At 71.3% G+C, this 24,461-nt stretch carries 23 protein-coding genes and 1 tRNA gene; 2 read left to right on the top strand and 22 right to left on the bottom strand.

Features of this window, described 5'->3' with window-relative positions; genetic code table 11:
- Positions 1-108: 108 nt before the first annotated feature.
- Positions 109-483: a hotdog fold thioesterase gene (locus ACIPY5_RS01735; RefSeq protein ID WP_309337536.1), complete on the top strand. Its 375-nt coding sequence runs from the start codon at positions 109-111 to the stop codon at positions 481-483.
- A gap of 4 nt (positions 484-487) precedes the next feature.
- Here ACIPY5_RS01735 and ACIPY5_RS01730 read toward each other — a convergent pair whose 3' ends face one another.
- The 17 genes from ACIPY5_RS01730 to rpe all read right to left on the bottom strand — a co-directional run bounded on the left by ACIPY5_RS01730 (position 488) and on the right by rpe (position 17,321).
- Complete coding sequence (locus ACIPY5_RS01730; RefSeq protein WP_400965935.1) at positions 488-1,039, bottom strand: GNAT family N-acetyltransferase; 552 nt, start codon at positions 1,037-1,039, stop codon at positions 488-490.
- A 4-nt stretch (positions 1,040-1,043) separates the two neighbouring features.
- On the bottom strand, positions 1,044-1,661 hold the full coding sequence (locus ACIPY5_RS01725; RefSeq protein ID WP_045252013.1) for an ANTAR domain-containing response regulator: 618 nt from the start codon (positions 1,659-1,661) through the stop codon (positions 1,044-1,046).
- 97 nt (positions 1,662-1,758) lie between these two features.
- Positions 1,759-1,841 (bottom strand) — tRNA-Leu (locus ACIPY5_RS01720).
- Positions 1,842-1,915: 74 nt separating this feature from the next.
- A complete protein-coding gene (gene pyk, locus ACIPY5_RS01715) occupies positions 1,916-3,361 on the bottom strand; it encodes a pyruvate kinase (protein ID WP_400965931.1) in 1,446 nt (481 codons plus the stop codon).
- Between the two features lie 58 nt (positions 3,362-3,419).
- On the bottom strand, positions 3,420-4,883 hold the full coding sequence (locus ACIPY5_RS01710; RefSeq protein WP_400965928.1) for a glutamate synthase subunit beta: 1,464 nt from the start codon (positions 4,881-4,883) through the stop codon (positions 3,420-3,422).
- Entirely contained in the window at positions 4,876-9,393 is a 4,518-nt protein-coding gene (gene gltB, locus ACIPY5_RS01705; RefSeq protein ID WP_400968439.1) for a glutamate synthase large subunit, read from the bottom strand. Before gltB ends, ACIPY5_RS01710 begins: the two co-directional genes overlap by 8 nt.
- Before the next feature lie 169 nt (positions 9,394-9,562).
- Positions 9,563-10,576 (bottom strand): prolipoprotein diacylglyceryl transferase, encoded by a 1,014-nt coding sequence (gene lgt, locus ACIPY5_RS01700; RefSeq protein WP_400965925.1) that lies wholly within the window; start codon positions 10,574-10,576, stop codon positions 9,563-9,565.
- Between the two features lie 29 nt (positions 10,577-10,605).
- Complete coding sequence (gene trpA, locus ACIPY5_RS01695; RefSeq protein WP_400965922.1) at positions 10,606-11,394, bottom strand: tryptophan synthase subunit alpha; 789 nt, start codon at positions 11,392-11,394, stop codon at positions 10,606-10,608.
- Positions 11,391-12,614 carry a tryptophan synthase subunit beta gene (gene trpB, locus ACIPY5_RS01690; protein ID WP_400965921.1) on the bottom strand — a complete coding sequence of 408 codons (1,224 nt, stop codon included), beginning with the start codon at positions 12,612-12,614 and terminating at the stop codon, positions 11,391-11,393. The genes trpA and trpB overlap by 4 nt, the downstream gene beginning before the upstream one ends.
- Complete coding sequence (trpC, locus tag ACIPY5_RS01685; protein WP_400968437.1) at positions 12,611-13,420, bottom strand: indole-3-glycerol phosphate synthase TrpC; 810 nt, start codon at positions 13,418-13,420, stop codon at positions 12,611-12,613. Before trpC ends, trpB begins: the two co-directional genes overlap by 4 nt.
- 2 nt (positions 13,421-13,422) lie before the next feature.
- Complete coding sequence (locus ACIPY5_RS01680; RefSeq protein WP_309337504.1) at positions 13,423-13,653, bottom strand: DUF6704 family protein; 231 nt, start codon at positions 13,651-13,653, stop codon at positions 13,423-13,425.
- A 95-nt stretch (positions 13,654-13,748) separates the two neighbouring features.
- Positions 13,749-14,327 carry a Trp biosynthesis-associated membrane protein gene (locus ACIPY5_RS01675; protein WP_400965918.1) on the bottom strand — a complete coding sequence of 193 codons (579 nt, stop codon included), beginning with the start codon at positions 14,325-14,327 and terminating at the stop codon, positions 13,749-13,751.
- Positions 14,327-14,725 carry a phosphoribosyl-AMP cyclohydrolase gene (gene hisI, locus ACIPY5_RS01670; RefSeq protein WP_400965915.1) on the bottom strand — a complete coding sequence of 133 codons (399 nt, stop codon included), beginning with the start codon at positions 14,723-14,725 and terminating at the stop codon, positions 14,327-14,329. The genes ACIPY5_RS01675 and hisI overlap by 1 nt, the downstream gene beginning before the upstream one ends.
- Complete coding sequence (gene hisF, locus ACIPY5_RS01665) at positions 14,722-15,483, bottom strand: imidazole glycerol phosphate synthase subunit HisF (protein ID WP_400965913.1); 762 nt, start codon at positions 15,481-15,483, stop codon at positions 14,722-14,724. The genes hisI and hisF overlap by 4 nt, the downstream gene beginning before the upstream one ends.
- Positions 15,483-16,325, bottom strand: coding sequence for an ATP phosphoribosyltransferase (gene hisG / locus ACIPY5_RS01660; protein WP_309337495.1), 843 nt, complete (start codon positions 16,323-16,325; stop codon positions 15,483-15,485). The genes hisF and hisG overlap by 1 nt, the downstream gene beginning before the upstream one ends.
- Positions 16,326-16,365: 40 nt before the next feature.
- The gene (locus ACIPY5_RS01655; RefSeq protein ID WP_045252002.1) at positions 16,366-16,629 is read right to left on the bottom strand and encodes a phosphoribosyl-ATP diphosphatase; all 264 of its coding nucleotides are present in this window, start codon (positions 16,627-16,629) and stop codon (positions 16,366-16,368) included.
- The gene (gene rpe, locus ACIPY5_RS01650; RefSeq protein WP_309337491.1) at positions 16,626-17,321 is read right to left on the bottom strand and encodes a ribulose-phosphate 3-epimerase; all 696 of its coding nucleotides are present in this window, start codon (positions 17,319-17,321) and stop codon (positions 16,626-16,628) included. The genes ACIPY5_RS01655 and rpe overlap by 4 nt, the downstream gene beginning before the upstream one ends.
- Positions 17,322-17,468: 147 nt before the next feature.
- Between rpe and ACIPY5_RS01645 the strand changes: the two genes are divergently transcribed.
- Entirely contained in the window at positions 17,469-18,251 is a 783-nt protein-coding gene (locus ACIPY5_RS01645; protein WP_400965909.1) for a hypothetical protein, read from the top strand.
- 9 nt (positions 18,252-18,260) lie between these two features.
- Here ACIPY5_RS01645 and ACIPY5_RS01640 read toward each other — a convergent pair whose 3' ends face one another.
- From ACIPY5_RS01640 to rpoZ, 5 genes are all read right to left on the bottom strand, one after another.
- Positions 18,261-19,754: an RsmB/NOP family class I SAM-dependent RNA methyltransferase gene (locus ACIPY5_RS01640; RefSeq protein ID WP_400965906.1), complete on the bottom strand. Its 1,494-nt coding sequence runs from the start codon at positions 19,752-19,754 to the stop codon at positions 18,261-18,263.
- On the bottom strand, positions 19,751-20,719 hold the full coding sequence (gene fmt / locus ACIPY5_RS01635) for a methionyl-tRNA formyltransferase (protein ID WP_400965903.1): 969 nt from the start codon (positions 20,717-20,719) through the stop codon (positions 19,751-19,753). Before fmt ends, ACIPY5_RS01640 begins: the two co-directional genes overlap by 4 nt.
- Positions 20,720-20,776: 57 nt before the next feature.
- Positions 20,777-22,822, bottom strand: a complete 2,046-nt coding sequence (locus tag ACIPY5_RS01630; protein ID WP_400965900.1) for a primosomal protein N' — start codon at positions 22,820-22,822, stop codon at positions 20,777-20,779.
- A gap of 29 nt (positions 22,823-22,851) precedes the next feature.
- The gene (gene metK, locus ACIPY5_RS01625) at positions 22,852-24,045 is read right to left on the bottom strand and encodes a methionine adenosyltransferase (RefSeq protein ID WP_309337477.1); all 1,194 of its coding nucleotides are present in this window, start codon (positions 24,043-24,045) and stop codon (positions 22,852-22,854) included.
- Between the two features lie 136 nt (positions 24,046-24,181).
- Complete coding sequence (rpoZ, locus tag ACIPY5_RS01620; RefSeq protein WP_045273081.1) at positions 24,182-24,436, bottom strand: DNA-directed RNA polymerase subunit omega; 255 nt, start codon at positions 24,434-24,436, stop codon at positions 24,182-24,184.
- Positions 24,437-24,461 lie beyond the last annotated feature (25 nt).

Below are 24,461 nucleotides of genomic sequence, written 5' to 3'. Positions count from 1 at the left end.
CTAACGACCCCGGCGGACATCGAATCGAGGAGGACCCGCGTGAGCGAGCAGGTCGACGCGGGCACCGCGCGGACGAGCCCCGGACTGGAGTGGGCGACCGAGCGCGGCATGGGCGCTCTCGCCGAGAAGATGGGCCTGAGCTGGGTCGAGTTCTCGGTGGACCGCTGCGTCGCGACGATGCCCGTCGAGGGGAACACCCAGCCGGTCGGTCTGATGCACGGCGGCGCGTACGTGGTGCTCGGCGAGTCCCTGGGCTCGATGGCGGCCAACCTGCACGCGGGACCAGGCCGGCTCGCGGTCGGCGTCGACATCAACGCCACGCACACCCGCTCGGCCACCAGCGGCGTGGTGACCGGGGTGTGCACGCCGATCCACCTCGGGCGCAGCGTCACCGTGCACGAGATCGCCGTGAGCGACGAGCAGGGACGGCGCTGCTCGACGATCCGCATCACGAACATGATCAAGGATCTGCCCGCCACCTGATCGTTCAGACGGCGCGGTCCGGGACGTCCTCGAAGATGCGCTGGAACAGCACGTGGTCCTGCCACTCCCCGGCGATGCGCAGATAGCGCGGCGCGAGCCCGATCTCCGTGAAGCCGGTCGCCCGCAGCACACGCTGCGAGGCCTCGTTGTGCACGAGGGTCGCGGCCTGGACCCGATGGAGTCCCAGATCGTCGCGTGCGAGCGCGCAGACCGCGTCCACAGCGCGGCGCATGAGTCCGCGTCCCGCGAACCCTCCGTCGATCCAGTAGCCGAGGTGGGCGCTCCAGAACGCCCCGCGGACGATGTCGCTGAGGTTCACCCGCCCGACGATGCGGTGGTCGCCGTCCTCGAGGACATAGGCGGCGCCACGACCGTCTGCGACGGAGCGCAGGGTCTCGGCGACCAGCCGGTGCTGACGTGCCGCGGTGAAGAAGTCGTCGGAGCGCAGCGGCTCCCACGGCTCGAGATGCACGCGGTTCCGGCTGTACGCCGCTGCGAGCTCCTCGCCGTCGCCGGCCAGGAGCGGACGGAGCAGGATCCCGTCGCCGAGATCCATGCCGCTATTTCTTCGGAGCCAGCTGCTCGATGATCGCCTTCGCGACGTCCTGCATCGTGAGGCGGCGATCCATCGACGCCTTCTGGATCCAGCGGAACGCCTCGGGCTCGGAGAGCCCCATCTTCTCGTTCAGCAGGCCCTTGGCGCGATCGACGAGCTTGCGGGTCTCGAAGCGCTCGACCATGTCGGCGACCTCGGCCTCGAGCGTGATGATTTGCTCGTGGCGGGCGAGGGCGATCTCGATCGCCGGCAGGAGGTCGTTCGGCGTGAACGGCTTCACGACGTAGGCCAGCGCGCCGGCCTCGCTGGCACGCTCGACGAGCTCCTTCTGGCTGAAGGCGGTGAGCAGCACGACGGGCGCGATGTTGCCCTTGTGCAGCTTCTCCGCAGCGCTGATGCCGTCCAGCTGGGGCATCTTCACGTCCATGATGACGAGGTCGGGGCGCAGCTCGGTGGCCAGCTGCACCGCGGTCTCCCCGTCTCCGGCCTCGCCGACCACGTCGAAACCGTTGTCGCGGAGGATCTCGACGATGTCGAGGCGGATCAGCGACTCGTCCTCGGCGACGACGACGCGTCGCGGAGCGGACGAGGCGGGCTGCTCAGGCTGCTGCTCTTCAGTCACGGATCCATCCTACTGGACAGGAGTTTCGGATCTTGTGAACCACGGGGTGCCGGTGCCGTCTCGGAGCGACCTGACGGCCGCTCCGAGACGCTCTCGGTGCCGGCGGTGGGACTCGAACCCACACGTCCTCTCGGACAAAGCATTTTGAGTGCTCCGCGTCTGCCATTCCGCCACGCCGGCCCGGATCGACTGTAGCGCACCCGGGGATGCGACGAGGGCCGGTCCCCGCGGGAACCGGCCCTCGTACGCGCGTCCTACTTGGCCTGGTAGGCCGGAGCGGCACCGTGAACGGTGTCGCCGACCCGGTGGATGCGCAGGTCGTTCGTGGATCCGACGATCCCGGGAGGGGATCCGGAGATGACCACGACCTTGTCGCCCACCTCCGCGAGGCCGGAACCGAGCAGGTGCTCGTCGACCTGGTGGAACATCATGTCCGTGTGCGGCACGAAGTTCACCAGGCTCGTGCGGACGCCCCAGGTCACGGCCAGACGGCGGCGGATGGCCGGGTCGGGCGTGTACGCGAGCATCGGGATGCGCGAGCGCAGGCGCGACAGGCGCCGCGCCGAGTCGCCCGACTGGGTGAACACGCAGAGGAACTTCGCCTCGACGAACTCGGCGACCTCCAGGGCCGCGAGCGTGATCGCTCCGCCCTGGGTGCGCGGCTTGGTCGTGAGCGGGTGGATGCGCTCCAGGCCGTGGTCCTCGGTGGACTCGATGATCCGCGCCATGGTCTCCACGACGATGACGGGGTACTCCCCCACGCTGGTCTCGCCGGACAGCATGACCGCGTCGGCGCCGTCGAGGACGGCGTTGGCGACGTCCGAGGTCTCGGCGCGCGTCGGCACCGGGCTGGAGATCATCGACTCGAGCATCTGCGTCGCGACGATGACGGGCTTCGCCATGCGGCGGGCGAGCTCGACGGCCTGCTTCTGCACGATCGGGACCGCCTCGAGGGGCAGCTCGACACCGAGGTCCCCACGGGCGACCATGATGCCGTCGAACGCGTCGACGATGCCCTCGAGGTTGTCGACGGCCTGCGGCTTCTCGATCTTCGCGATGACCGGGACGCGCACGCCCTCCTCAGCCATGATCTCGTGCACGCGGGTGACGTCGGCCGCGTCGCGGACGAACGACAGGGCGATGAGGTCGGCGCCGGTGCGCAGACCCCAGCGCAGGTCGTCCTCGTCCTTCTCGCTCAGCGCCGGGACGCTGACGGCGACGCCGGGCAGGTTGATGCCCTTGTTGTTGGACACCGCACCGGCCACGATCACGCGGGTGGTCACGACCGTGCCGTCCGTCTCCACGACCTCGACGCGGACCTTGCCGTCGTCGATGAGCAGGAAGTCGCCCGGCTTGACGTCCTGCGGGAGGCCCTTGAAGGTCGTCCCGCAGATCTCCTTGTTGCCGAGGATGTCCTCGGTCGTGATCTTGAAGATGTCGCCGACGGCGAGCTCGTAGGGACCTGCCTCGAACTTGCCGAGACGGATCTTCGGGCCCTGCAGGTCGACGAGGACGGCGACCGCTCGGCCGGAGTCCTCCGCGGCGCGGCGGACGTTGGCGTAGTTGTTCTCGTGCACGGAGTAGTCCCCGTGGCTGAGGTTCAGTCGGGCGACGTCGACGCCCGCATCGATGAGGGCCCGCACCGTCTCATACGTCGAGGTTGCGGGGCCGAGTGTGGCCACGATCTTGGCACGTCTCAATGCGTTCTCCGATAAGTGTCAGGGGGATGGAATAAAGGGCCACGCTGCCGGGCCCAGCCTACGCGGGCTGGACCCCGATCGCGACATCCGACGGGCGGACCGGCGCGGGCAGCACGGTCTGTCCCATGAGGTGCCGGTCGACGGCGGCGGCCGCGGCGCGGCCCTCGGCGATGGCCCACACGATCAGGGACTGGCCGCGTCCCGCATCGCCGGCGACGAACACGCCCGGGATGGTCGACGCATAGTCCTCATCGCGGCGGAAGGCGCCGCGCTCGGTGCGCTGCGGGCCGTCCTCGCCGTACGCCTCGTACTCGGGACCGGTGAAGCCCATCGCGATGAGCACGAGGTCCGCCGGGATCTCGCGCTCCGTGCCGCTCTTCGGAACCCGGCGCCCGTCCACGAACTCGGTCTCGGCGACGCGCAGTGCGCGCACCTCGCCCGCCTCGTTGCCGAGGAACTCGACGGTGGAGGCGAGGTACTGCCGCTCGCCGCCCTCCTCGTGCGCCGAGGAGACCTCGAACACGGTCGGCATCATCGGCCAGGGCTGGTGCTCCGGCCGGCCGGACGACGGCTGACGGCCGATCGCGAGGTTCGTCACGCTGAGCGCGCCCTGACGGTGCGCGGTGCCGATGCAGTCGGCGCCGGTGTCGCCGCCGCCGATCACGATCACGTGCTTGCCCTCGGCGGTGATCTGGTTCGAGACCGGATCCCCGGCGACCGCCTTGTTCGACTCGACCAGGTACTCCATCGCGAAGTGCACGCCGTCGAGGTCGCGTCCGGGGATCGCGAGCTCGCGCGGCAGGGTCGCCCCGGTCGCGATCACCACGGCGTCGTACCGGGTGCGCAGATCGGCCCAGCTGATGTCGGTGCCGATGTTCACACCCGCGCGGAAGCGGGTGCCCTCCTCGGACATCTGCCGCAGGCGCGCATCGAGGTGCGACTTCTCCATCTTGAAGTCGGGGATGCCGTACCGCAGCAGACCGCCGATGCGGTCGTCCCGCTCGAAGACGGCCACGGTGTGCCCGGCACGGGTGAGCTGCTGGGCGGCGGCGAGGCCGGCCGGGCCGGATCCGACCACGGCGACCGTCTTGCCGGTGAGGCGGGCCGGCGGCTGCGCCTCGACCCAGCCCGACGCGAACGCCTCGTCGATGATCGAGACCTCGATCTGCTTGATCGTGACGGCCGGCTGGTTGATGCCCAGCACGCACGCGCTCTCGCAGGGCGCGGGGCACAGCCGCCCGGTGAACTCCGGGAAGTTGTTCGTCGCGTGCAGGCGGTCGATCGCGGCGCGGCCCTCGCCGCGCCAGGTGAGGTCGTTCCACTCGGGGATCAGGTTGCCCAGGGGGCAGCCCTGGTGGCAGAACGGCACGCCGCAGTCCATGCACCGGCCGGCCTGGCGGCGGAGCACGGCCGAATCACCCGGCTCGTACACCTCCTTCCAGTCCATGATGCGGACCGGGACGGGCCGGCGTGCGGGGAGCTCGCGCTCCGTGACGGTCAGGAAGCCCTTGGGATCAGCCACCGGTCACCTCCAGGATGCGGGTCCAGACGATGGAGCCGTCGGGATCGATCCCCTCGGCCTCTGCCTCTGCGCGGGTGCGCAGCACGGCGGCGTAGTCCCGCGGCAGGATCTTCGTGAAGGCGGCGGCGAAATCGTCGTCCGCCAGGATCGACGCGGCGAGCGGGGATCCGGTGCGCTCCACGTGCTGGGCGAGCAGCTCGCGGAGCTCCTGCGCATCCACCTCGTCGAGCGGGAGGAGCTCCAGCTCGCCCGAGCCCAGCGACAGCGGGTTCACGCGCTCGACCTGCAGGTCGTGCACGTAGGCGATCCCGCCGGACATGCCGGCGCCGAGGTTGCGGCCCGTGCTCCCCAGGATCACCGCGACGCCGCCGGTCATGTACTCCAGCGCGTGGTCGCCCACGCCTTCGGCGACCGCGGTCGCCCCGGAGTTGCGGACCAGGAAGCGCTCGCCGACGACGCCCGAGATGTGGATCGTGCCGCTCGTCGCGCCGTAGCCGATCACGTTGCCCGCGATCACATTGCGGTGCGGTTCGAACGTCGCGCCGTGGTGCGGTCGGATCGCGATCTCCCCGCCCGAGAGGCCCTTGCCGACGTAGTCGTTGGCGTCGCCCTCCAGGGAGATGGAGATGCCCCGTGGGAGGAACGCCCCGAGGGACTGACCGGCGGTGCCGTGCAGAGAGATGCCGATCGTGCCCGCGGGCAGCCCCTCACCGCCGTGCTGCACCGTGACCTCGTGGCCGAGCATGGTGCCGACGGCGCGCTCGGTGTTGCGGATCGGCAGGTCGAAGGAGACGGGCGCACCCTGTGCGATCGCCTCGCGCGCGGCCGCGAGCAGCGGGGCGTCGAAGTGCTTCTCCAGTTCGTGATCCTGCGTGCGCGCGCTGCGGCGCGGCTCATCGGCGGGGAACGCGGGCCCCTCGAGCACCGGGGCGAGGTCGAGGCCGTCCGCCTTCCAGTGCCTGATCGCGGCATCCGTGCGGAGCAGGTCCGCGCGTCCCACGATCTCCTCGAGGCTGCGGAAGCCGAGCGCGGCGAGGTGCTCGCGCACCTCCTCCGCGATGAACTCCATGAAGTTCACGACGAACTCGGGCTTGCCGGTGAAGCGCTCCCGCAGCACCGGGTTCTGCGTCGCGACGCCGACCGGGCAGGTGTCCAGGTGGCACACGCGCATCATGATGCAGCCGCTCACGACGAGCGGCGCCGTCGCGAAGCCGAACTCCTCCGCGCCCAGGAGCGCGCCGATGATGACGTCGCGGCCGGTCTTCAGCTGACCGTCGACCTGCACCACGACGCGGTCGCGCATGCCGTTGAGCATGAGGGTCTGCTGCGTCTCGGCGAGGCCCAGCTCCCACGGGGTGCCCGCGTGCTTGAGCGAGTTCAGCGGGCTCGCGCCCGTGCCGCCGTCGTGTCCGGAGACGAGCACGACGTCGCTGAGCGCCTTGGCGACGCCCGCCGCGACCGCGCCGATCCCGGACTGGCTGACCAGCTTGGTGTGGATCCGGGCGTTCGGGTTGGCGCGTTTCAGATCGAAGATCAGCTGCTTGAGATCCTCGATCGAATAGATGTCGTGGTGCGGCGGCGGCGAGATGAGCCCGACGCCGGGCGTCGCGTGGCGCGTGCGCGCGATCCACGGGTACACCTTCTGCGGCGGCAGCTGACCGCCCTCGCCGGGCTTGGCGCCCTGGGCGAGCTTGATCTGGATGTCGTCGGCCTCGGTGAGGTACTGGCTGGTCACGCCGAACCTGCCGGACGCGACCTGCTTGATCGCGCTGCGGCGTTCGGGGTCGACGAGGCGCTCCGGATCCTCACCGCCCTCGCCCGTGTTCGACTTCGCGCCGAGGCGGTTCATCGCGATGGCGAGCGTCTCGTGCGCCTCCTGCGAGATCGAGCCGTAGCTCATCGCACCGGTCGAGAACCGCTTCACGATCGAGGACACCGGCTCGACCTCGTCGATCGGGACCGGGGGCCGCTCCCCCGTGCGCAGCTCGAACAGCCCGCGCAGGGTCTTCAGCTCCTTGGCCTGGTCGTCCACGAGCTGTGTGTACTCGCGGAAGACGTCGTACCGGCGGGTGCGCGTCGAGTGCTGCAGACGGAACACGGTCCGCGGGTTGAAAAGGTGCGGAGAGCCGTCGCGGCGCCACTGGTACTCGCCGCCCGTCCAGAGGCGCTCGTGCGCACGCGCGGCCGCGTCCTCCGGGTAGGCGAAGTCGTGACGCGCCTGGTTCTCGGCGAAGACGTCCTCGATGCCGATGCCGCCGAGCTTGGTCTCGGTGCCGGTGAAGTACGCGTCGACGAGCTCCTGGCTGAGGCCGACGGCCTCGAACACCTGCGCGCCGGCATAGGAGCCGACCGTCGAGATGCCCATCTTCGACATGATCTTCAGCACGCCCTTGCCGAGCGCGTAGATGAGGTTGCGGACCGCCTTCTCCGGGGTGATCCCGGTGATGTATCCGGTGCGCACGAGGTGCTCGACCGTCTCCATCGCGAGGTAGGGGTTCACGGCGGACGCGCCGTAGCCGATGAGCGTCGCGACGTGGTGCACCTCGCGGACGTCACCCGCCTCGACGATGAGTCCCACCTTCATCCGATCCTCACGGCGGATGAGGTGGTGGTGCACCGCCGAGAGCATCAGCAGCGAAGGGATCGGCACGAGGTCCTTGTTGGAGTCGCGGTCGCTGAGGATGATCAGCTCCGCGCCGCCCTCGATCGCCGCGTCGACCTCGGCGCACATCTCGTCGAGGCGCTGCGCGAGCGCGTGCGGGCCCTTGTCGAAGTGGTACAGGCCCTTGATGGTCGCGCTGGAGCGCTCGGGACGCGCCCGGTCGATGTGACGGAGCTTGGCGAGCTCGTCGTTGTCGATGACGGGGAAGTCCAGCACGATCGTGCGGGCGTGATCGGGCCCCCAGGCGAGCAGGTTGCGCTCGGGGCCGAGGCCCAGCGAGAGGTTCGTGACGACCTCTTCGCGGATCGCGTCGAGCGGCGGGTTGGTGACCTGCGCGAACTGCTGCACGAAGTAGTCGAAGAGCAGTCGCGGGCGCTCCGAGAGCACGGCGATCGGCGCATCGCTGCCCATGGCGCCCAGGGGCTCGGCCCCCGTCTGCCCCATCGGGGTGAGCAGGATCCGCACCTCCTCCTCGGTGTAGCCGAAGGTGCGCTGTCGACGCGTGATCGAGGCGACCGGGTGCACGATGTGCTCGCGCTCCGGGAGGTCGGCGAGGCGCACGCGCCCCTCGTCGAGCCACTCCTGCCACGGGTGCAGGGTCGCGAGGTCGCGCTTGACCTCCTCGTCCTCGACGATGCGGCGTTGCGCGGTGTCGACGACGAACATCGTCCCGGGCTGCAGGCGCCCGCGGCGCTTGATGCGCTCGGGCTCGAACTCGAGGACGCCGGTCTCGCTGCCGATCACGACGAGGCCGTCGGTCGTCTCGGTCCACCGGCCAGGGCGCAGGCCGTTGCGGTCGAGCGTGGCGCCCACGACGGTGCCGTCGGTGAAGATGAGGGCGGCGGGGCCGTCCCACGGCTCCATCTGGTTCGCGTGGTACTCGTAGAAGGAGCGCAGATCAGGATCCAGATCCGTCTGCCGCTCCCAGGCGGCGGGCACCATCATCATGACGGCGTGCGGCAGGCTGCGGCCGGTCAGCGTGAGCAGCTCGAGCACCTCGTCGAACGAGGCGGAGTCGCTCGCGCCGTCGGTGCAGATCGGCAGCAGCGGGCGGATGTCCCCGAGCAGCTCGGACTCGAGCTGCGACTGGCGCGCCCGCATCCAGTTGCGGTTGCCGCCGACCGTGTTGATCTCGCCGTTGTGGGCGAGCATGCGCAGCGGCTGCGCGAGCGGCCACGACGGGAACGTGTTGGTGGAGTACCGGGAGTGCACGACCGCGAGTTCGGAGGCGAAGCGCTCGTCCTGGAGGTCGGGGTAGAACGGCTCCAGCTGCAGCGTCGTGACCATGCCCTTGTAGCCGAGCGTGCGCGCCGAGAGCGAGACGAAGTAGGCGCCGAGCTCGTGGCCGGCGCGCTTGCGCAGGCGGTAGGCGACGCGGTCCAGCGCGATGCCGGAGAGGGCGTCGGCGCCGCTCGATGCGGGGCGCGAGACGAACAGCTGCTCGAACGCCGGACGGGCCTCGTCTGCCAGCTTGCCGAGATGCTGGTTCGCGGTCGGGACCTCGCGCCAGCCGAGGACGGTGAGACCCTCCGCACGGGCGATCTTCTCGATCCCGGCCTTCTGCTCGCGGCGCGTGCGCGAGTCGAGCGGGAGGAAGGCCAGCCCCGCGGCGTACTCGCCGACCGGGGGAAGCTCGAAGGAGGTGACGGCCCGCAGGAACGCGTCCGGCATCTGGGTCAGGATCCCGGCTCCGTCGCCGGTTCCCGCGTCGGACCCGATGGCGCCGCGGTGCTCCAGGTTGCGCAGCGCCTCCAGGGCGAGCGCGATGATGTCGTGGCCTGGCTCCCCGCGGAGCGTCGCGACCATGGCCAGGCCGCAGGCGTCCTTCTCGAACGCGGGGTTGTACATCCCCTGCTTCGGGGGGTAGGCGCCCGAGGCGCCGTAGGGAGGCTGGAAGTACACCAGTCACCGTCCTCAGATTTCTGATGAACCCGGGGACATCATCGGCCCGCTCGTTCAGTGCGTGATTCCCGGTGGACGTGCGTCCACCGCAGCGAGGCTCCTGTCGGTGCCGTTCTCAGGGGCGGGAGACGGCGCTCGTGGCGTCCGCCTCCGCGCGATTCTCGTCGGGCTGAGGCTCGCTCAGATCGACGAAATCATCGGGGTTTTGCGATTCTACCCCAGCGCTGCTCGGCTCCCGACCCGGCTGGTACGGCGAGGGCTCGTATCCGGGGTGGCGGCGGGCCTGGACGAAGAGGATCACGATGCCGAGCACGACGCCGAACAGCGCCGCCCAGACGTTCGTGCGCAGGCCGAAGTAGATCTCGCTGGGATCGATGCGGATCGACTCCCAGACCATGCGTCCCGCGCCGTACCAGATCAGGTAGACGGCGAACAGCTTGCCCCACTGCAGGCGCAGCTTGTGGCCGAGCCAGAGCAGGAACAGGCAGCCCAGCGTGTTCCAGATCACTTCGTACAGGAAGGTGGGATGGAAAAGCGTCCCGGGGGCCAGTCCGGCAGGGAAGGCGGGGTTGGTCGACTCGATCTCGAGACCCCAGGGGAGGTCGGTGGGGAGGCCGAAGAGCTCGTGGTTGAACCAGTTGCCGAAGCGGCCGAAGGCCTGCGCGAGGATGAGGCCGGGCGCGAGGGCGTCCGCGAACGCGGAGAAGCGCACCCCGGTCCACCTGCAGCCGAGCCAGGCGCCGATCGCACCGCCGATGAGGGCGCCGAAGATCGCGATGCCGCCCTCCCAGATCGCCCAGACCGAGCCGGGCTCGAAGGGGTTCCAGGTGTTCTTGCCGGGTCCGAAGTAGAACCCGGGGTGCGTCAGCACGTGGAAGATCCGCGCTCCGATGATCGCCAGGGGCACGGCGATGATGCAGATGTCCACGACGACCCAGCGCTCCGCGCCGCGCTTGGTGAGGCGGTGGTTGGTGAGCAGCGTGGCCGCGATGATGCCGGCGATGATGCACAGCGCGTAGAAGTGGATCTGCAGCGTCCACCCGAAGATGTTCAGCGTGAAGTAGCTGACCGGCGGGCTCGGGATGCTGGCGTGCACGCCGATGAGGGCGTTCTGGAGCGCGAAGGGCATGATCACGAGTCTACGTCGTCAGGGCGCCGTCACCGTGCGCGCACGGTGCCCGTGGCGAGTTCCCGGGTGACCTCGGCGAGCCGTTCCACTCCCCCGTCCCTGAGCGCGCGCACGAGGGCCGTGCCCACGATCGCGCCATCGGCGTACTCCAGCACGCCCGCGATCTGGTCGGCCGTGGAGATGCCGATGCCGACGCAGGCGCGCCCTGCGCCGTGCTCGCGGAGCCGCCCGACGAGCGTGCGCGCGGCCTTGTCCAGCTCCGCGCGCTCACCGGTGATGCCCATGGTCGAGACCGTGTAGACGAAACCGGTCGAACTCGAGGCGACGAGGTCGAGCCGCGCGTCGGTCGAGGTCGGAGCGGCGAGGAAGACGCGGTCCAGCCCGGTGCGCTCGCTCGCGGCGATCCACTCGGGTGCCGCCTCGGGCGTGATGTCCGGGGTGATGAGCCCCGCCCCGCCCGCGGCGAGCAGGTCGTCGGCGTAGCGGTCCACGCCGTACTGCAGCACGGGGTTCCAGTACGTCATGACGACGACCGGGGCATCCACGGCGTCCGTGATGGCCTTGACAGCGGTGAACAGATCGCGCATCCGGAATCCGTTCGCGAGCGCGGCCTGCGTCGCCTCCTGGATGATCGCGCCGTCCATGACGGGATCGCTGTAAGGCGGGCCCAGCTCGATGATGTCGACGCCGTTGCGCGCGAGCGCGATCGCCGCATCGATGCTGGTCTGCAGATCCGGGTAGCCGACCGGCAGGTAGCCGATGAAGGCGCCGCGTCCCGCGTCGTGCGCGCGCTGGATGGCCTCTTCGACGCGGCTCATGCGCCGGCTCCGTTCTCCGCGGCGCCCTCGTCGTACAGTCCGAAGTACCGGGCCGCGGTGTCCATGTCCTTGTCCCCGCGCCCGGAGAGGCACACCGCGAGGATCGCGTCGGGGCCGAGCTCCTTGCCGATCCGGATGGCTCCGGCCAGGGCGTGCGCCGACTCGATCGCGGGGATGATGCCCTCGGTACGGCTGAGCAGGCGCAGGGCCTGCATGGCCTCGTCGTCGGTCGCCGGGATGTACTCGGCGCGGCCGATCGCCGCGAGCCAGGAATGCTCGGGACCCACTCCCGGGTAGTCGAGTCCGGCCGAGATCGAGTGCGACTCGATCGTCTGCCCGTCCTCGTCCTGCAACACGTAGGTGCGGGCGCCGTGCAGCACGCCGGGACGACCGCGCTCGATCGACGCCGCGTGCTTGGGCGTGTCGACGCCGTCGCCGGCCGCCTCCACGCCGTACAGGCGCACGGCCTCGTCGTCGAGGAAGGCGTCGAACATGCCGATCGCGTTGGATCCCCCGCCGACGCACGCGAGCACCGCGTCCGGCAGGCGCCCGGCCTCGTCGAGGAGCTGCTGGCGCGCCTCCTCGCTGATGATCTTCTGGAAGTCGCGCACCATCGCCGGGAACGGATGCGGTCCCGCCGCGGTGCCGAAGATGTAGTTGGTGGTCTCGACGGAGGCGACCCAGTCGCGGTACGCGTCGTTGATCGCGTCCTTGAGGGTGCGCGACCCCGTGGTCACGGGCACGACCTCCGCGCCGAGCAGGCGCATGCGCGCGACGTTGAGCGCTTGGCGCTCGGTGTCGACCTCGCCCATGTAGATCGTGCACTCCAGGCCGAACAGCGCCGCCGCGGTCGCCGTGGCGACGCCGTGCTGGCCGGCACCGGTCTCGGCGATCACCCGCGTCTTGCCCAGCCGCTGGGTGAGCAGCGCCTGTCCGAGCACGTTGTTGATCTTGTGCGAGCCGGTGTGGTTGAGGTCCTCGCGCTTGAGGAAGACCCTCGCACCGCCGGCGTGCTCGGCGAAGCGCGGCACCTCGGTGATCGGCGAAGGACGGCCGGCGTAGGAGTGCAGCAGCGTCGCGAGCTCGGACTGGAACGCCGGGTCGGCGATCGCCTCGTGGTACGCGTCGGTGAGCTCATCGATCGCGGCGATGAGCGATTCGGGCATGAAACGTCCGCCGAAATCGCCGAAGAACGGCCCCGGCTGATCGCGCAGACTCACTTCGTCTCCCTCCGATCGCTCAGTGCATCGCTTGATCCTGCCTCCAGGAAGGAATGCAGGGTGGCGACGGGGTCGCCGGTGACCAGAGCCTCGCCGATGAGCACGGCGTCGGCGCCGGCGCCGCGGTAGTGCGCGACGTCGGCAGGCGTGAGCACCGCGGACTCGGCGATCTTCACGGAGGTCGACGGAATGCGCTCGACCAGTCGGCCGAACAGGTCGCGGTCCAGCTCGAGCGTCCTCAGGTCGCGGGCGTTCACACCGATGAGGTGCGCGCCCAGGTCGATGGCGACCTCGAGCTCCTCCGCGGAGTGCGTCTCGACGAGCGGGGTCATGCCCAGTTCGAGGATGAGGGCATACAGCCGCTCCAGGTTCGCGCGGTCCAGGCCTGCCACGATGAGCAGCGCGAGGGAGGCGCCCGCCGCACGAGCCTCGAACACCTGATACGGCGTGGCGATGAAATCCTTGCGCAGGACCGGGATCTGCACGGCCGCGGTCACGGCCTCGAGGTCGGCGAGGCTGCCGCCGAAGCGGCGCTCCTCCGTGAGCACGCTGATCGCGGAGGCGCCGCCCTGCTGGTACAGGGACGCCTGCAGGGCCGGATCCGGGATCTCGGCGAGGGCTCCGCGCGACGGGCTCGCCCGCTTCACCTCGGCGATGATCTTCACCCGGTCCGCGGGCGCGAGTGCGGCGCGCACATCGAGTGCGGGTGCGCGATCGAGGGCGGCGCGCTCCACGATCGCGAGCGGACGCTCCCGCTCGCGACGGGCCGCGTCCTCGACTGCGCCGGCCGTGAGGTCGGCGAGCACCATTAGTGCGCCTTCGGCTGGTACTTCGGGCCCTTCGCGCCGTAACCGGCCTTGGAGAGCACCCAGCCCGCGATCGCGCCGATGACGATCAGCGCGACGCCCACCCACACCACCACAGGGATCTCCAGGAAGAACGCGGTCGTGCCGACGGCGAAGCCGAGCAGCATGATCACCACGGCGGTCCAAGCCGCAGGCGAGTGTCCGTGGCCGGGGTCTGCGATGGGGTTGCTCATGTTCTCCTCCGAGCGTCGGGTGTGGGTTCAAGTCTATCGGGATCGTGCCGCGCGGCGAGGACGCCGAGCGGCACGAGGCGCTGCCTGGCCTGCTGTCAGCGCGTGGGATCCGTGCCGCGGCTGAGGTCGTCCCAGCTCTCCACCGCATCGACCGGCCCGTCGTGCGGCACGGGCGCGGTGCGGTACCGCCGCCCTCCGCTGCGCCACCGGCCGGCGGTGAGCAGCGCGAGTCCGCCGCCGAGGACGAGCAGGATCCACCCCACGAGCGCCGCCCACGGCCAGGCGGTGACCGCGATGCCGTCGATGATCGCGGACAGCGCGGTGTCTCCGGCGAGCCCCGTGGCCTTGGTCAGGGCCGGGCTCACGGCGTCGAGGGGATGCTGCAGCAGGATGCGCGCCGTCAGCACGAGCATGAGGGCGCCGACGACGACCGCGATCGCCGCGAACACGCGCCGCATCACGGGAGCGACCAGTGCGATGGCCGCGCAGAGTGCGAGCGCCGTGAGGCTCAGCGGGGCGAGCACGGGCAGCGCCGCGTTGCCGGCGACCTCCAGCGGCTCTCCCCCGTCGGCGCGCCCGACCGTGAGCCAGGTCTGCGTTGAGGAGAGGATGCCGATGCCGCCGGCGAGCAGGATCAGCAGGAGGCTGGTGGACTTCGCGCGCCGCGTGAGCATCACTCGGTCGCCTGCCCGGCGTCGTCCGCCGCGCGGTCCTGCACGGCGTCCACGACCGGATCCAGATCCCTGCCGTCGAAGCAGGTCCGGGTGCCGGTGTGGCAGGCCACGCCCACCTGGTCCACGAGCAGGAGCACGGTGTCGCCGTCGCAGTCGAGTCGGGCGCCGCGCACGTGCTGCACGTGGCCGGACGTGTCGCCCTTGCGCCAGTACTGCCGGCGGGAGCGGGACCAGTAGGTGGCGCGGCCGGTCGTGAGCGTGCGGCGCAGCGCCTCCTCGTCGGCCCAGGCCATCATGAGCACCTCGAGGGTGTCCCACTGCTGCACGACGACGGGGACCAGCCCCTGGTCGTTCCAGGTGACGAGGCGCAGCTCGGCCTCGATGCGGTCGTCTGTCATCGCACTGTCACTCCCGCGGCGCTCAAGGCCGCCTTGACGTCGCCGACCGTGAGCTGGCCGGAGTGGAAGACGCTCGCGGCGAGCACGGCGTCCGCCCCTGCGGCGATGGCCGGAGCGAAGTCCTCCGCCTTCCCCGCGCCGCCCGAGGCGATCACCGGCACGCTGGAGACCTCGCGCATGAGGCGCACCAGCTCCAGGTCGAATCCGTCCTTGGTGCCGTCGGCGTCGATCGAGTTGACGAGCAGCTCGCCCGCGCCGCGCTCGATCGCCTCGCGGGCCCAGTCCAGCGCGTCCAGGTCGGTCTCGGTGCGGCCGCCATGGGTGGTCACCGCGAATCCGGAGGCCGTGCGCGCACTGCGCTTGATGTCGAGCGAGAGCACGAGCACCTGCGCCCCGAAGCGGTCGGCGATCTCGCCGATGAGTTCGGGCCGCGCGATCGCCGCGGAGTTGACGCCGACCTTGTCGGCGCCGACGCCCTGCAGTCGGGCGACGTCGTCGACCGAGCGCACCCCGCCGCCGACCGTGAGCGGCACGAACACCTCCTCCGCGGTGCGGCGCACCACGTCATAGGTCGTCGCGCGCTCGTCCACGGTCGCCGTCACATCCAGGAAGGTGATCTCGTCGGCGCCCTGAGCGGCGTAGTGCCACGCGAGCTCGACCGGATCCCCCATGTCGCGCAGGTTCTCGAAGTTCACGCCCTTGACGACCCGGCCGGCGGCCACGTCGAGACAGGGGATGACACGTGCGGTGAGCGACATCAGAGCCTCGCGGCGTGGATCGCGGTCACGAGGATCGCCCGTGCACCCAGCGCATAGAGCTGATCCATGACCTGGTTCATGCCACGGCGCGGGATCATCACCCGCACGGCGACCCAGGCCGGATCCCGCAGCGGGGACACGGTGGGCGACTCGCGCCCGGGAGCGATCGCGGCCGCCTGCTCGACCAGATCGGCGGGCAGGTCGTAGTCCAGGAGCACGAAGCGGTGGGCGACCATCACCCCGCGAAGGCGCCGCAGCAGCTTCTCGGTGCCCTCGGCATCGCCCGGACGGCTGATCAGTACGGCCTCGGACTCGATGATCACCGGTCCGAAGATCTCCAGACCGGCCTGACGGAGGGTCGTCCCGGTCTCGACGACGTCGGCGATCGCGTCGGCGACGCCCAGGCGCACCGCGGACTCCACGGCGCCGTCGAGAGGAACCAGCTCCGCCTCGACCCCGTGCTCGCGCAGGTAGTCGTCGACGAGACCGGGGTAGGCCGAGGCGACCCGCACCCCGTTGAGGTCCTCGAGGGTCTTGAACCGGCCCGGAGGCGCGGCGAAGCGGAACGTCGAGCGTGCGAAGCCGAGCTGCTCGATCTCACGAGCGTCCGGGCGCCGCACATCGCGCAGCAGGTCACGGCCCGTGATCCCGACGTCCAGGGCGCCGGAGGCGACGTAGGTGGCGATGTCACGGGGACGGAGGAAGAAGAACTCGACGTCGTTGTCGGCGTCGATCACGTGCAGGGTCTTGGTGTCGCGGCGGCCGGCGTATCCGGCTTCGGCGAGCATCTCGGCGGCGGTCTCGGACAGCGATCCCTTGTTCGGGACGGCAATGCGCAGCATGGAAAGGTCTTTCGTTCGAAGCGATCCTGGTCGGGGCGCTTCACAGATGTCGGTAGACGTTCTCCAGGGTCAGTCCCTTGGCCAGCATCAGCACCTGCAGGTGGTACAGCAGCTGGGAGATCTCCTCGGCCGCGGCCTCGTCGCTCTCGTACTCGGCGGCCATCCACACCTCGGCCGCCTCCTCCACGATCTTCTTGCCGATCGTGTGCACGCCCGCGTCGAGCTCGCGCACCGTCCCGGATCCCTCCGGGCGCTCGGCCGCCTTGCGGCTCAGCTCGGCGAACAGTTCGTCGAAGGTCTTCACCCTCCCAGGCTACCGGCTCGCGCGAGCCCTCGGAGCCGCGTGACGGCGGCTTCGACGTCATGAGAGCCGTAGACGGCGGATCCGGCGACGAACGTGTCGGCTCCTGCGGCGGCGGCCTGGGCGATCGTCGCATCGGAGATGCCGCCGTCGACCTGCAGCCACACGTCGGATCCGCGCCGCTTCGCCTCATCCGCCAGGGCGCGCAGCTTCGGCATCGTCTCGGGCATGAACCCCTGGCCGCCGAAGCCCGGCTCGACGGTCATCACGAGGATCTGGTCGAACTCGCCGAGGATGTCGAACAGCGGCTCGGCCGCCGTGCCGGGCTTGATCGCGACGCCGGCCCTGGCGCCGATGCTGCGCAGCCTGCGTGCGAGGGCGACGGGATCCGCCGCCGCCTCGAGGTGGAAGGTGACGCTCGCCGCGCCCAGCTCCGCGTATCCGGGCGCCCAGCGGTCCGGATCCGTGATCATGAGGTGCACGTCGAGCGGGATCGGGCTCGTCGCCTGGATGCGCTCGACCATCTGCGGCCCGAACGTGAGGTTGGGGACGAAGTGGTTGTCCATCACGTCGACGTGCGCGAAGTCGGCCGTCGCGATGCGGGCGAGATCCGCCTGCATGTTCACGAAGTCGGCGGCGAGGATCGAGGGGTTGATCCGGGGGGCTGCGGGCAGTTCGGCACGGGAGGCGGGCATGCGCCCATTATCCCGGTGCCCCGGCCCGGCACGATCCGGCGCGCGCCGCAGCGGGTGTCAGCCGGCGCCTAGAGGGCGCGGATAACGTCGTCGCGGATCGGCGCCCCCATCGCGCGGATCGGCATCGCCGGGCACACGAGGAGACCGATGAGCAGCATGACGAGCGCCGAACGGCGGGAGGGACCGGTGCGGGTGCCCGACCCGACGATCGGGTTCTGGATCGCGAAGGCGGCGTCGACCGCTTTCGGCGAGGCCGCCTCCGACTTCTCGATCAGGGTCATGCCGCCGGTGGTCGCGGTGCTGCTCGGCTTCGTCCTGTTCGCCCTCGCCCTGGGCTGGCAGCTCACCCGGCGCCGGTACGTGCCGGGCGTGTACTGGTTCACGGTCGCGATGGTCGGTGTGTTCGGGACCATGGCGGCCGACGTGGTGCACGTCGTGCTGGGCCTCCCCTACGCGGTCACGACCGTGGCCTACGCGGCCGTCCTGGCCGGCGTGTTCCTGCTGTGGTGGCGCACCGAGCGCACGCTCTCGGTCCACGAGGTGCGCACCACGCGACGGGAGCTCTTCTACTGGGCCGCGGTCGTCGCCACCTTCGCCCTCGGCACCGCCGCCGGCGACCTCGCCGCCGTGGGACTGCACCTCGGGTACGTGCCGTCGATCCTGCTCTTCGCGGTGCTGATCCTGGTGCCGGCGATCGGCTACCGGTTCCTGCGCTGGAACGGGATCCTCGCGTTCTGGGTCGCGTACGTGCTGACCAGACCTCTCGGAGCGTCGGTCGCGGACTGGCTCGGCAAGCCCGTCGCGGAAGGCGGCGTCGGCGTCGGTTCCGGCTGGGTCGCGCTCGCGTTCGTCGTGGCGATGGTCGCGGTCGTGGCCGTCACGGCGAGCCTGGTGCGCTCGCGTCGGGCCACGGCCGCGATCGCCGAATAGCGCCTGCCGCTACGGCCGCTTCCGGAGCAGCGACAGGAACATCGCGTCGGTGCCGTGCCGGTGCGGCCAGAGCTGGACGTGTCCGGATCCGCCGGCCGGCTCCGGCAGGTCGATCGGATGCTGCGAGACGTCGCGGACGACCTCGCGGGCGTCGAGCTCGTCCACGTCGTCCCGGTCGCGCAGGACGGTCTGCACGACCGCCGCGGTCTCGGCGAGGTGCGGCGAGCAGGTGACGTACGCGAGGACCCCACCGGGCTTGAGCGCGCCGAGCGCTGCCGTCAGCAGCTCCTCCTGGAGGGCGGCGAGCTCGGGGACGTCGGCCGCGGTCTTCCGCCACCGCGCCTCCGGCCGGCGCCGGAGCGCGCCGAGCCCGGTGCACGGCGCATCGAGCAGGATCCGGTCGTAGGCCGCGGGCCGGTCGACGGCGAGCAGGCGGCCGTCCTCCTCCGCGACCTCGACGTGCAGCGGCACGGAGGCGACGGCCTTTCGGACGAGGCCGGCGCGGGCGGGCACGACCTCGTTCGCGTCGAGCACCGCGCCGCTGCGCAGGGCCTCCGCGGCGAGCAGGGCCGTCTTGCCGCCGGGACCCGCGCAGAGATCGAGCCAGCGCTCCCCCTCCACGACCGGCTGCGCACCGACGAGCGCGAGGGCGACGAGCTGCGAGCCCTCGTCCTGCACGCGCACGCGCCCCTTGCTCGCGGCGACGACGGCCCCGGGGTCTCCCCCCTCGGATCCGAACGCCGTCGGCGCGTAGGGCCGCCGGGGTTCCTGCGGTTCCGCCAGCCCCGGCAGGGCGACGAGCGTCACTTCGGGCGCGGCGTTGTCGGCGGCGAGGAGCTCCTCCAGCTCCTCCTCCCTGCCCTCTGCCGCGAGGGCGCGACGCAGGGCGCGGATGATCCACACCGGGTGCGCGAAACGGAGTCCGAGGCGCTCGTCATCCGAGCGCGCCGCCGCGGTGACCGCCTCGAGCCACTCCTCCTGCGTGCGCGCGGCGATCCTGCGGAGCACCGCGTTCGCGAACCCGGAGGCCCCGCGACCCGCCTCGCGGGCGACGAGGTTGACCGACTCGTTGACGGCGGCGTGCGTCGCCACACGGGTCGCGAGGATCTGGTGCGCGCCGAGGCGGAGCGCATCGAGCACCGGCGGGTCGATCTCCGCGATGTCCCGCCCGGCCGCCTGCGCGATGATCGCGTCGTAGGTGCCGAGGCGGCGCAGCGTGCCGTAGGCGAGTTCGGTGGCGAGGGCGGCATCCGCACCGGAGAGCCCCGCCTCCCTGATCGCGCCGGGCAGCAGCAGGTTCGCGTAGGCGTCGGAGGTGCTGACGGCCCGGATCACGTCGAAGGCGACACGGCGCGCGGGCTGCACCTCGCGGGTGCGTGAATCCCGTGACGGGCCGCGATGAGTCGTCCCGCCGGTGCCCCCCTCACGCGGTCCGCCCTGTCCGTCCGTGCGCCGCTGCGGACCGCGACGGTCGTCGCGGTTCTGCCGTCCCAGTGCGCTCATCGTGCCTCGTTCCCCTCGTTCCCCTCGTTCGCCGGCGCCGCGACGTCGAGTCGTACGGACGCGCCGTCGGCGACGCGCAGACCGCGGAACCAGTCGGCGGCCGCCATGACGGCCTTGCCTGCCGGCTGCACGCGCACGAGGAGCAGCGGCACGGTGCCGGTGCCCACGAGCACGCCGCCCTTGATCCCGCGCAGCGCACCCGGCGGGAGTGGATCCGCATCCTGCGCCCGCGCGAGCTCGCGCACCTTGAGCGGCACGCCGTCGAGCGCGGTGTGCGCGCCCGGCTCGCTCGTGACTCCGCGGTAGCGGGCGAACACGGCGTCCGCGGATTCCGTCCAGTCCAGCCGGCCGTCGTCGAGGCCGAGCTTCGCGGCGTGGGTGGCGTCGCCCTGCTGCGGCACCGGGCGGGCGGAGCCGTCCGCGATCGCGGCGACCGCCTCGGCCATCAGCTGCGCGCCGTCGACCGCGAGAGACGCGAGCGCGTCATCGGCGGTGGCGTCGTCTGCGACCGGATAGACGCGCATCGCGTGCACGTCTCCCGCGTCGAGTGCGGGGACGAGCTGGAACACGGTGGCGCCCAGCTCGACGTCGCCCGCGATGAGCGCACGCTGAACCGGGGCGGCTCCGCGCCAGGCGGGCAGCAGCGAGAAGTGCAGGTTGATCCAGCCGTGCGCGGGAGCACTCAGCAACGGCTCGCGCACGAGCCCGCCGTAGGCGACGATGACGCCGAGCTCCGGGCGCAGTGCGCTGATCCGTCCGGTCGCCTCGTCGTCCAGGCGCGCGGCCTTGATCACCGGGATGCCGAGAGCCTCCGCCTCCTGGGCGACCGGTGACGGCGTGAGGATCCGCTTGCGGCCGAGCGGGGCGTCGGGACGTGTCACGACGGCGACGATCTCGTGCTCGCCGGCGAGGCGACGGAGGGTGGGCACGGCGGCCGCCGGGGTTCCGGCGAAGACGAGGCGCATGGGGGTCCTTCGAAGGTGCTGCGGGATGTTCGAGACGAACAGGGTGTTCGGGATGGTTCAGAGGTCGGGTTCTGTGACGTCGAGCCTCACCGAGAGCGTAGTCCGCGGAGTCTTTCCCCGCGCCCGACGGCGCCCCATCGCCTCGGCGACCACGGCGGCGCGGAGCGTGCCGGCGACGCGCGCGCCCTCCGCGTAGGGGAAGCGCACGAGCGCGCGTTCCCGGCCGTCCTCGTCGCCCTCGATCGGAACGGGCCCGAGCACGGCGTCCGGAGGCAGCTGCAGTGCGGCGATGTCGTCCAGGGCGCGGCGGACGCCCGCGCCCGTGCCCTCGAGCTGTGCGACGCGCACGGACGGCGGCATGCGCAGCGGCGCGCGCTCCGCGAGCTCCGCGCGGGCATATGACGCCTGGGACCAGGTGGCGAGGGCGCGCGCGACGGCGCCGTCGACGCCGACGAGATGGATCGGCGCACCGGGGGCGGCGAGTGCTGCAGCGTTCGACCACCAGCGCAGGCAGGACTCGCCGATCCGCAGCTCGGGCGCCTGCAGCATGCGGGATCCGTCCAGCAGCACGATCGCGCGATATCCGCCCTCGGCCAGCGGTTCGGCGCCCCGTGTGGCGACGACGAGCGCGGGCTTGGCATCGACGCGCTCGACCGGATGGTTGCCGTCCGCGACGATCACCCTGATGCCGGGGAACGCACGGCCCAGCTCCTCCGCCGTCCGCTCGCTGCCGGAGGCGGCCAGGCGCACGGTCTCGCCTCCGCAGGAGCCGCACGCCCACAGCCGCGCGCCGCGGCCGCACCAGGCGCACACGGGCGTCGCGCCGCGGTGCGCGGCGCCGAGCGGTCCCCCGCAGGAGGTGCAGCGCGCGGGGGCGCGACACGATGCGCAGACCAAGGTCGGCGAGAAGCCGGGTCTGGCGACCTGCAGCAGCACGGGACCGGTCGCGGCGGCCTCGCGCGCCGTCAGGAAGGCCCGGGACGGCAGGCGCTGACCGCGGCGGTCCAGATCCTCCGTGGTGTCCAGCACGACGCGCGGCAGCAGCCGGCGCGCGGCCGTGATCGCGTGGATCCAGCCGGTCTCGACCAGGCGCTCGACATCCGTCGTGCGCGTGTGACCGGCGAACAGCAGCGCCGAGCCCTCCTGCTCCTGCCGCAGCAGGGCGACATCGCGCGCATGCACGCCGGGGGCGAGCGGCTCGGCGAGCAGACTGTCTCCGTCATCCCAGATCGCCACCAGCCCTGCCTGGACGGGCGCGTATGCGGCCGAGCGGTTGCCGACGACGATGCAGGGTGCATCCTCGAGGGTGCGGAGGTAGGCGCGATACCGGTCCGGGTTGGTCTGGCGGGAGTCCAGGCGTGCGATGGGGGCGTCCGGCGCGAACACCTCGAGCGCGGCGAGGAGCAGATCCAGGTCTCGGTAGTCCGGCACGACCAGGATCGCCGAAGCGCCGCCGGCGAGCGTGCGCGCGGCCGAGGCGGCCAGCAGCCGGGTCCACTCCGGCAGTCCGTCCGGAGCCAGCCGCGGAATCGCCTCCACCGCGGCCCGGGCGGAATCCGCGAGCGCCTCCGCGAGACCCTCATACTGGGCGATGGTCTCGGTGACGGCGGGGAGCACGGGGGCGATCGATGTCGGCGCATCGTCTGCCGGCGCCTGCGCCGCATCCTCGGTCGGCGGCGTCGCGTCGTCCGCACCCGAGGGCGCATTCTCGCCGGCGGACGCGTCCGACCGGCCTCCGCCCGTCGCGAGCCAGGCCTTCTCCACGCGGACCTGACGCTTGGGAACGATCAACCGCAGCACGTCCGAGGCGCTGCCCGCGGCGCGATCCGCCACGCGCCGGGCGAGCGTGCAGAGCCGCTCCGGCAGCACCTGCGCGCGCGACACCACGGTGTCGATCTCGGCGAGGGTCCTCGCGTCGTCGTCCTCGGTGTCGAGGTCGACCACGTACGCGTCGATGAGCCGTCCGGCCGAGCGCAGCGGAACCCGCACGCGCACCCCCGGCATCGCATCGTCGATCAGCTCCGCCGGGATGGCGTAGTCGAACAGCCGGTCCAGCTGCGGGACCGGAGAGTCCAGCAGCACGCGGGCGATCGGCCGTGGCACGAGCGGAGCTTGCGGGTGAGCGGGGTGGATCAGAGGCCGGCGGCGCGGCGCAGGTCGTCGGCGCGCGTCGTCTGCTCCCAGGTGAACGTCGGCAGCTCGCGGCCGAAGTGCCCGTAGGCCGCCGTGGCGGCGTAGATCGGGCGCAGCAGATCGAGCTCCTCGATGATCGCCTGCGGGCGCAGGTCGAAGACCGAGCGGATCGCGCGGGTGATCGTCTCGTCGTCGACCTTGCCGGTGCCGAACGTCTCCACGTACAGTCCCACGGGCTGGGCGACGCCGATCGCGTAGGCGACCTGCACCTCGAGCCGGTCGGCGAGTCCCGCGGCGACCGCGTTCTTGGCGACCCAGCGCATCGCGTAGGCGCCGGAGCGGTCGACCTTGGACGGGTCCTTCCCGCTGAAGGCGCCGCCGCCGTGCCGTGCCGCCCCGCCGTAGGTGTCGATGATGATCTTGCGCCCGGTCAGGCCGGCGTCACCCTTCGGACCGCCGGTGACGAAGGGCCCTGCCGGGTTGATGTAGTGCGTGACGCCGTCGAGGTCGAGCCCCGTCGTGGCGAGCACCGGATCGATCACATGCTCGCGGACGAGCGCCTTGAGCTCCCCCTGCGAGATCTCCGGGTTGTGCTGGGTGGACAGCACCACGGCGTCGACCGTCTTCGGGGTGAAGCCGTCGTAGCCCAGGGTCACCTGGGTCTTGCCGTCGGGGCGCAGGAACGGCAGCGTGCCGTCGCGGCGCACCTCGGTCAGGCGCTCCGCGAGGCGGTGCGCCGTCCACGCCGCCATCGGCATGAGCTGCGGCGTCTCGGTCGTGGCGAAGCCGAACATGATGCCCTGATCGCCGGCGCCCAGCAGATCCCGGGGATCCGAGGAGCCTCCCTCGCGGTGCTCGCGCGCCTGGTCCACGCCGCTCGCGATGTCGGCCGACTGCTCCCCCACCGACACGCTCACGCCGCAGGAGGAGCCGTCGAACCCGGTGTCGCTCGAGGTGTAGCCGATCCCGTTGACGACGTCGCGGACGATCGTCGGGATGTCGACGTAGCCGGAGGTGCGGATCTCCCCCGCGACGTGCACGAGGCCGGTCGTCACGAGCGTCTCCACCGCGACGCGCGCCCCGGTGTCCACCGTGAGCAGGCCGTCCAGGATCGAGTCGGAGATCTGGTCGCAGATCTTGTCGGGGTGTCCCTCGGTGACGGACTCGGAGGTGAACAGACGCAACGCGCTCATCGGTGTGCTCCTTGGTGTGGAGGAAGGTCGTGTGGGGCGGGATGCGCCCTAGGCAGCGGGTCCGTGCGCCCGAGCCCAGTATGAACGGAGCCGCCGACATCCACGGACGGGATGACGGCGGCTCCGGAGGGTCAGCTCACTCCGCGTGGCGGATGCGGAGCTTGTCCTCGTTGATCTCGTGCAGCGCGATGGTCAGCGGCTTGTCCTCGACCGAGGAGTCGACCAGCGGACCCACGTTGTCGAACAGGTTGCCCTCGTGCAGGTCGGAGTAGTAGTCGTTGATCTGACGCGCGCGCTTGGACGCGTAGATGACGAGCTCGTACTTGGACTCGACGCGGTCGAGCAGGTTGTCGATGGGCGGGTCGATGATGCCGTTGTTGTGTCCGGCCATGGTGGACCTCCTGTTGGTGGGATGT

The sequence above is a fragment of the Microbacterium sp. NPDC089698 genome (assembly GCF_044749045.1).
Classification (GTDB): Bacteria; Actinomycetota; Actinomycetes; order Actinomycetales; family Microbacteriaceae; genus Microbacterium.
This window is presented reverse-complemented; position numbering and strand designations above follow the sequence as displayed.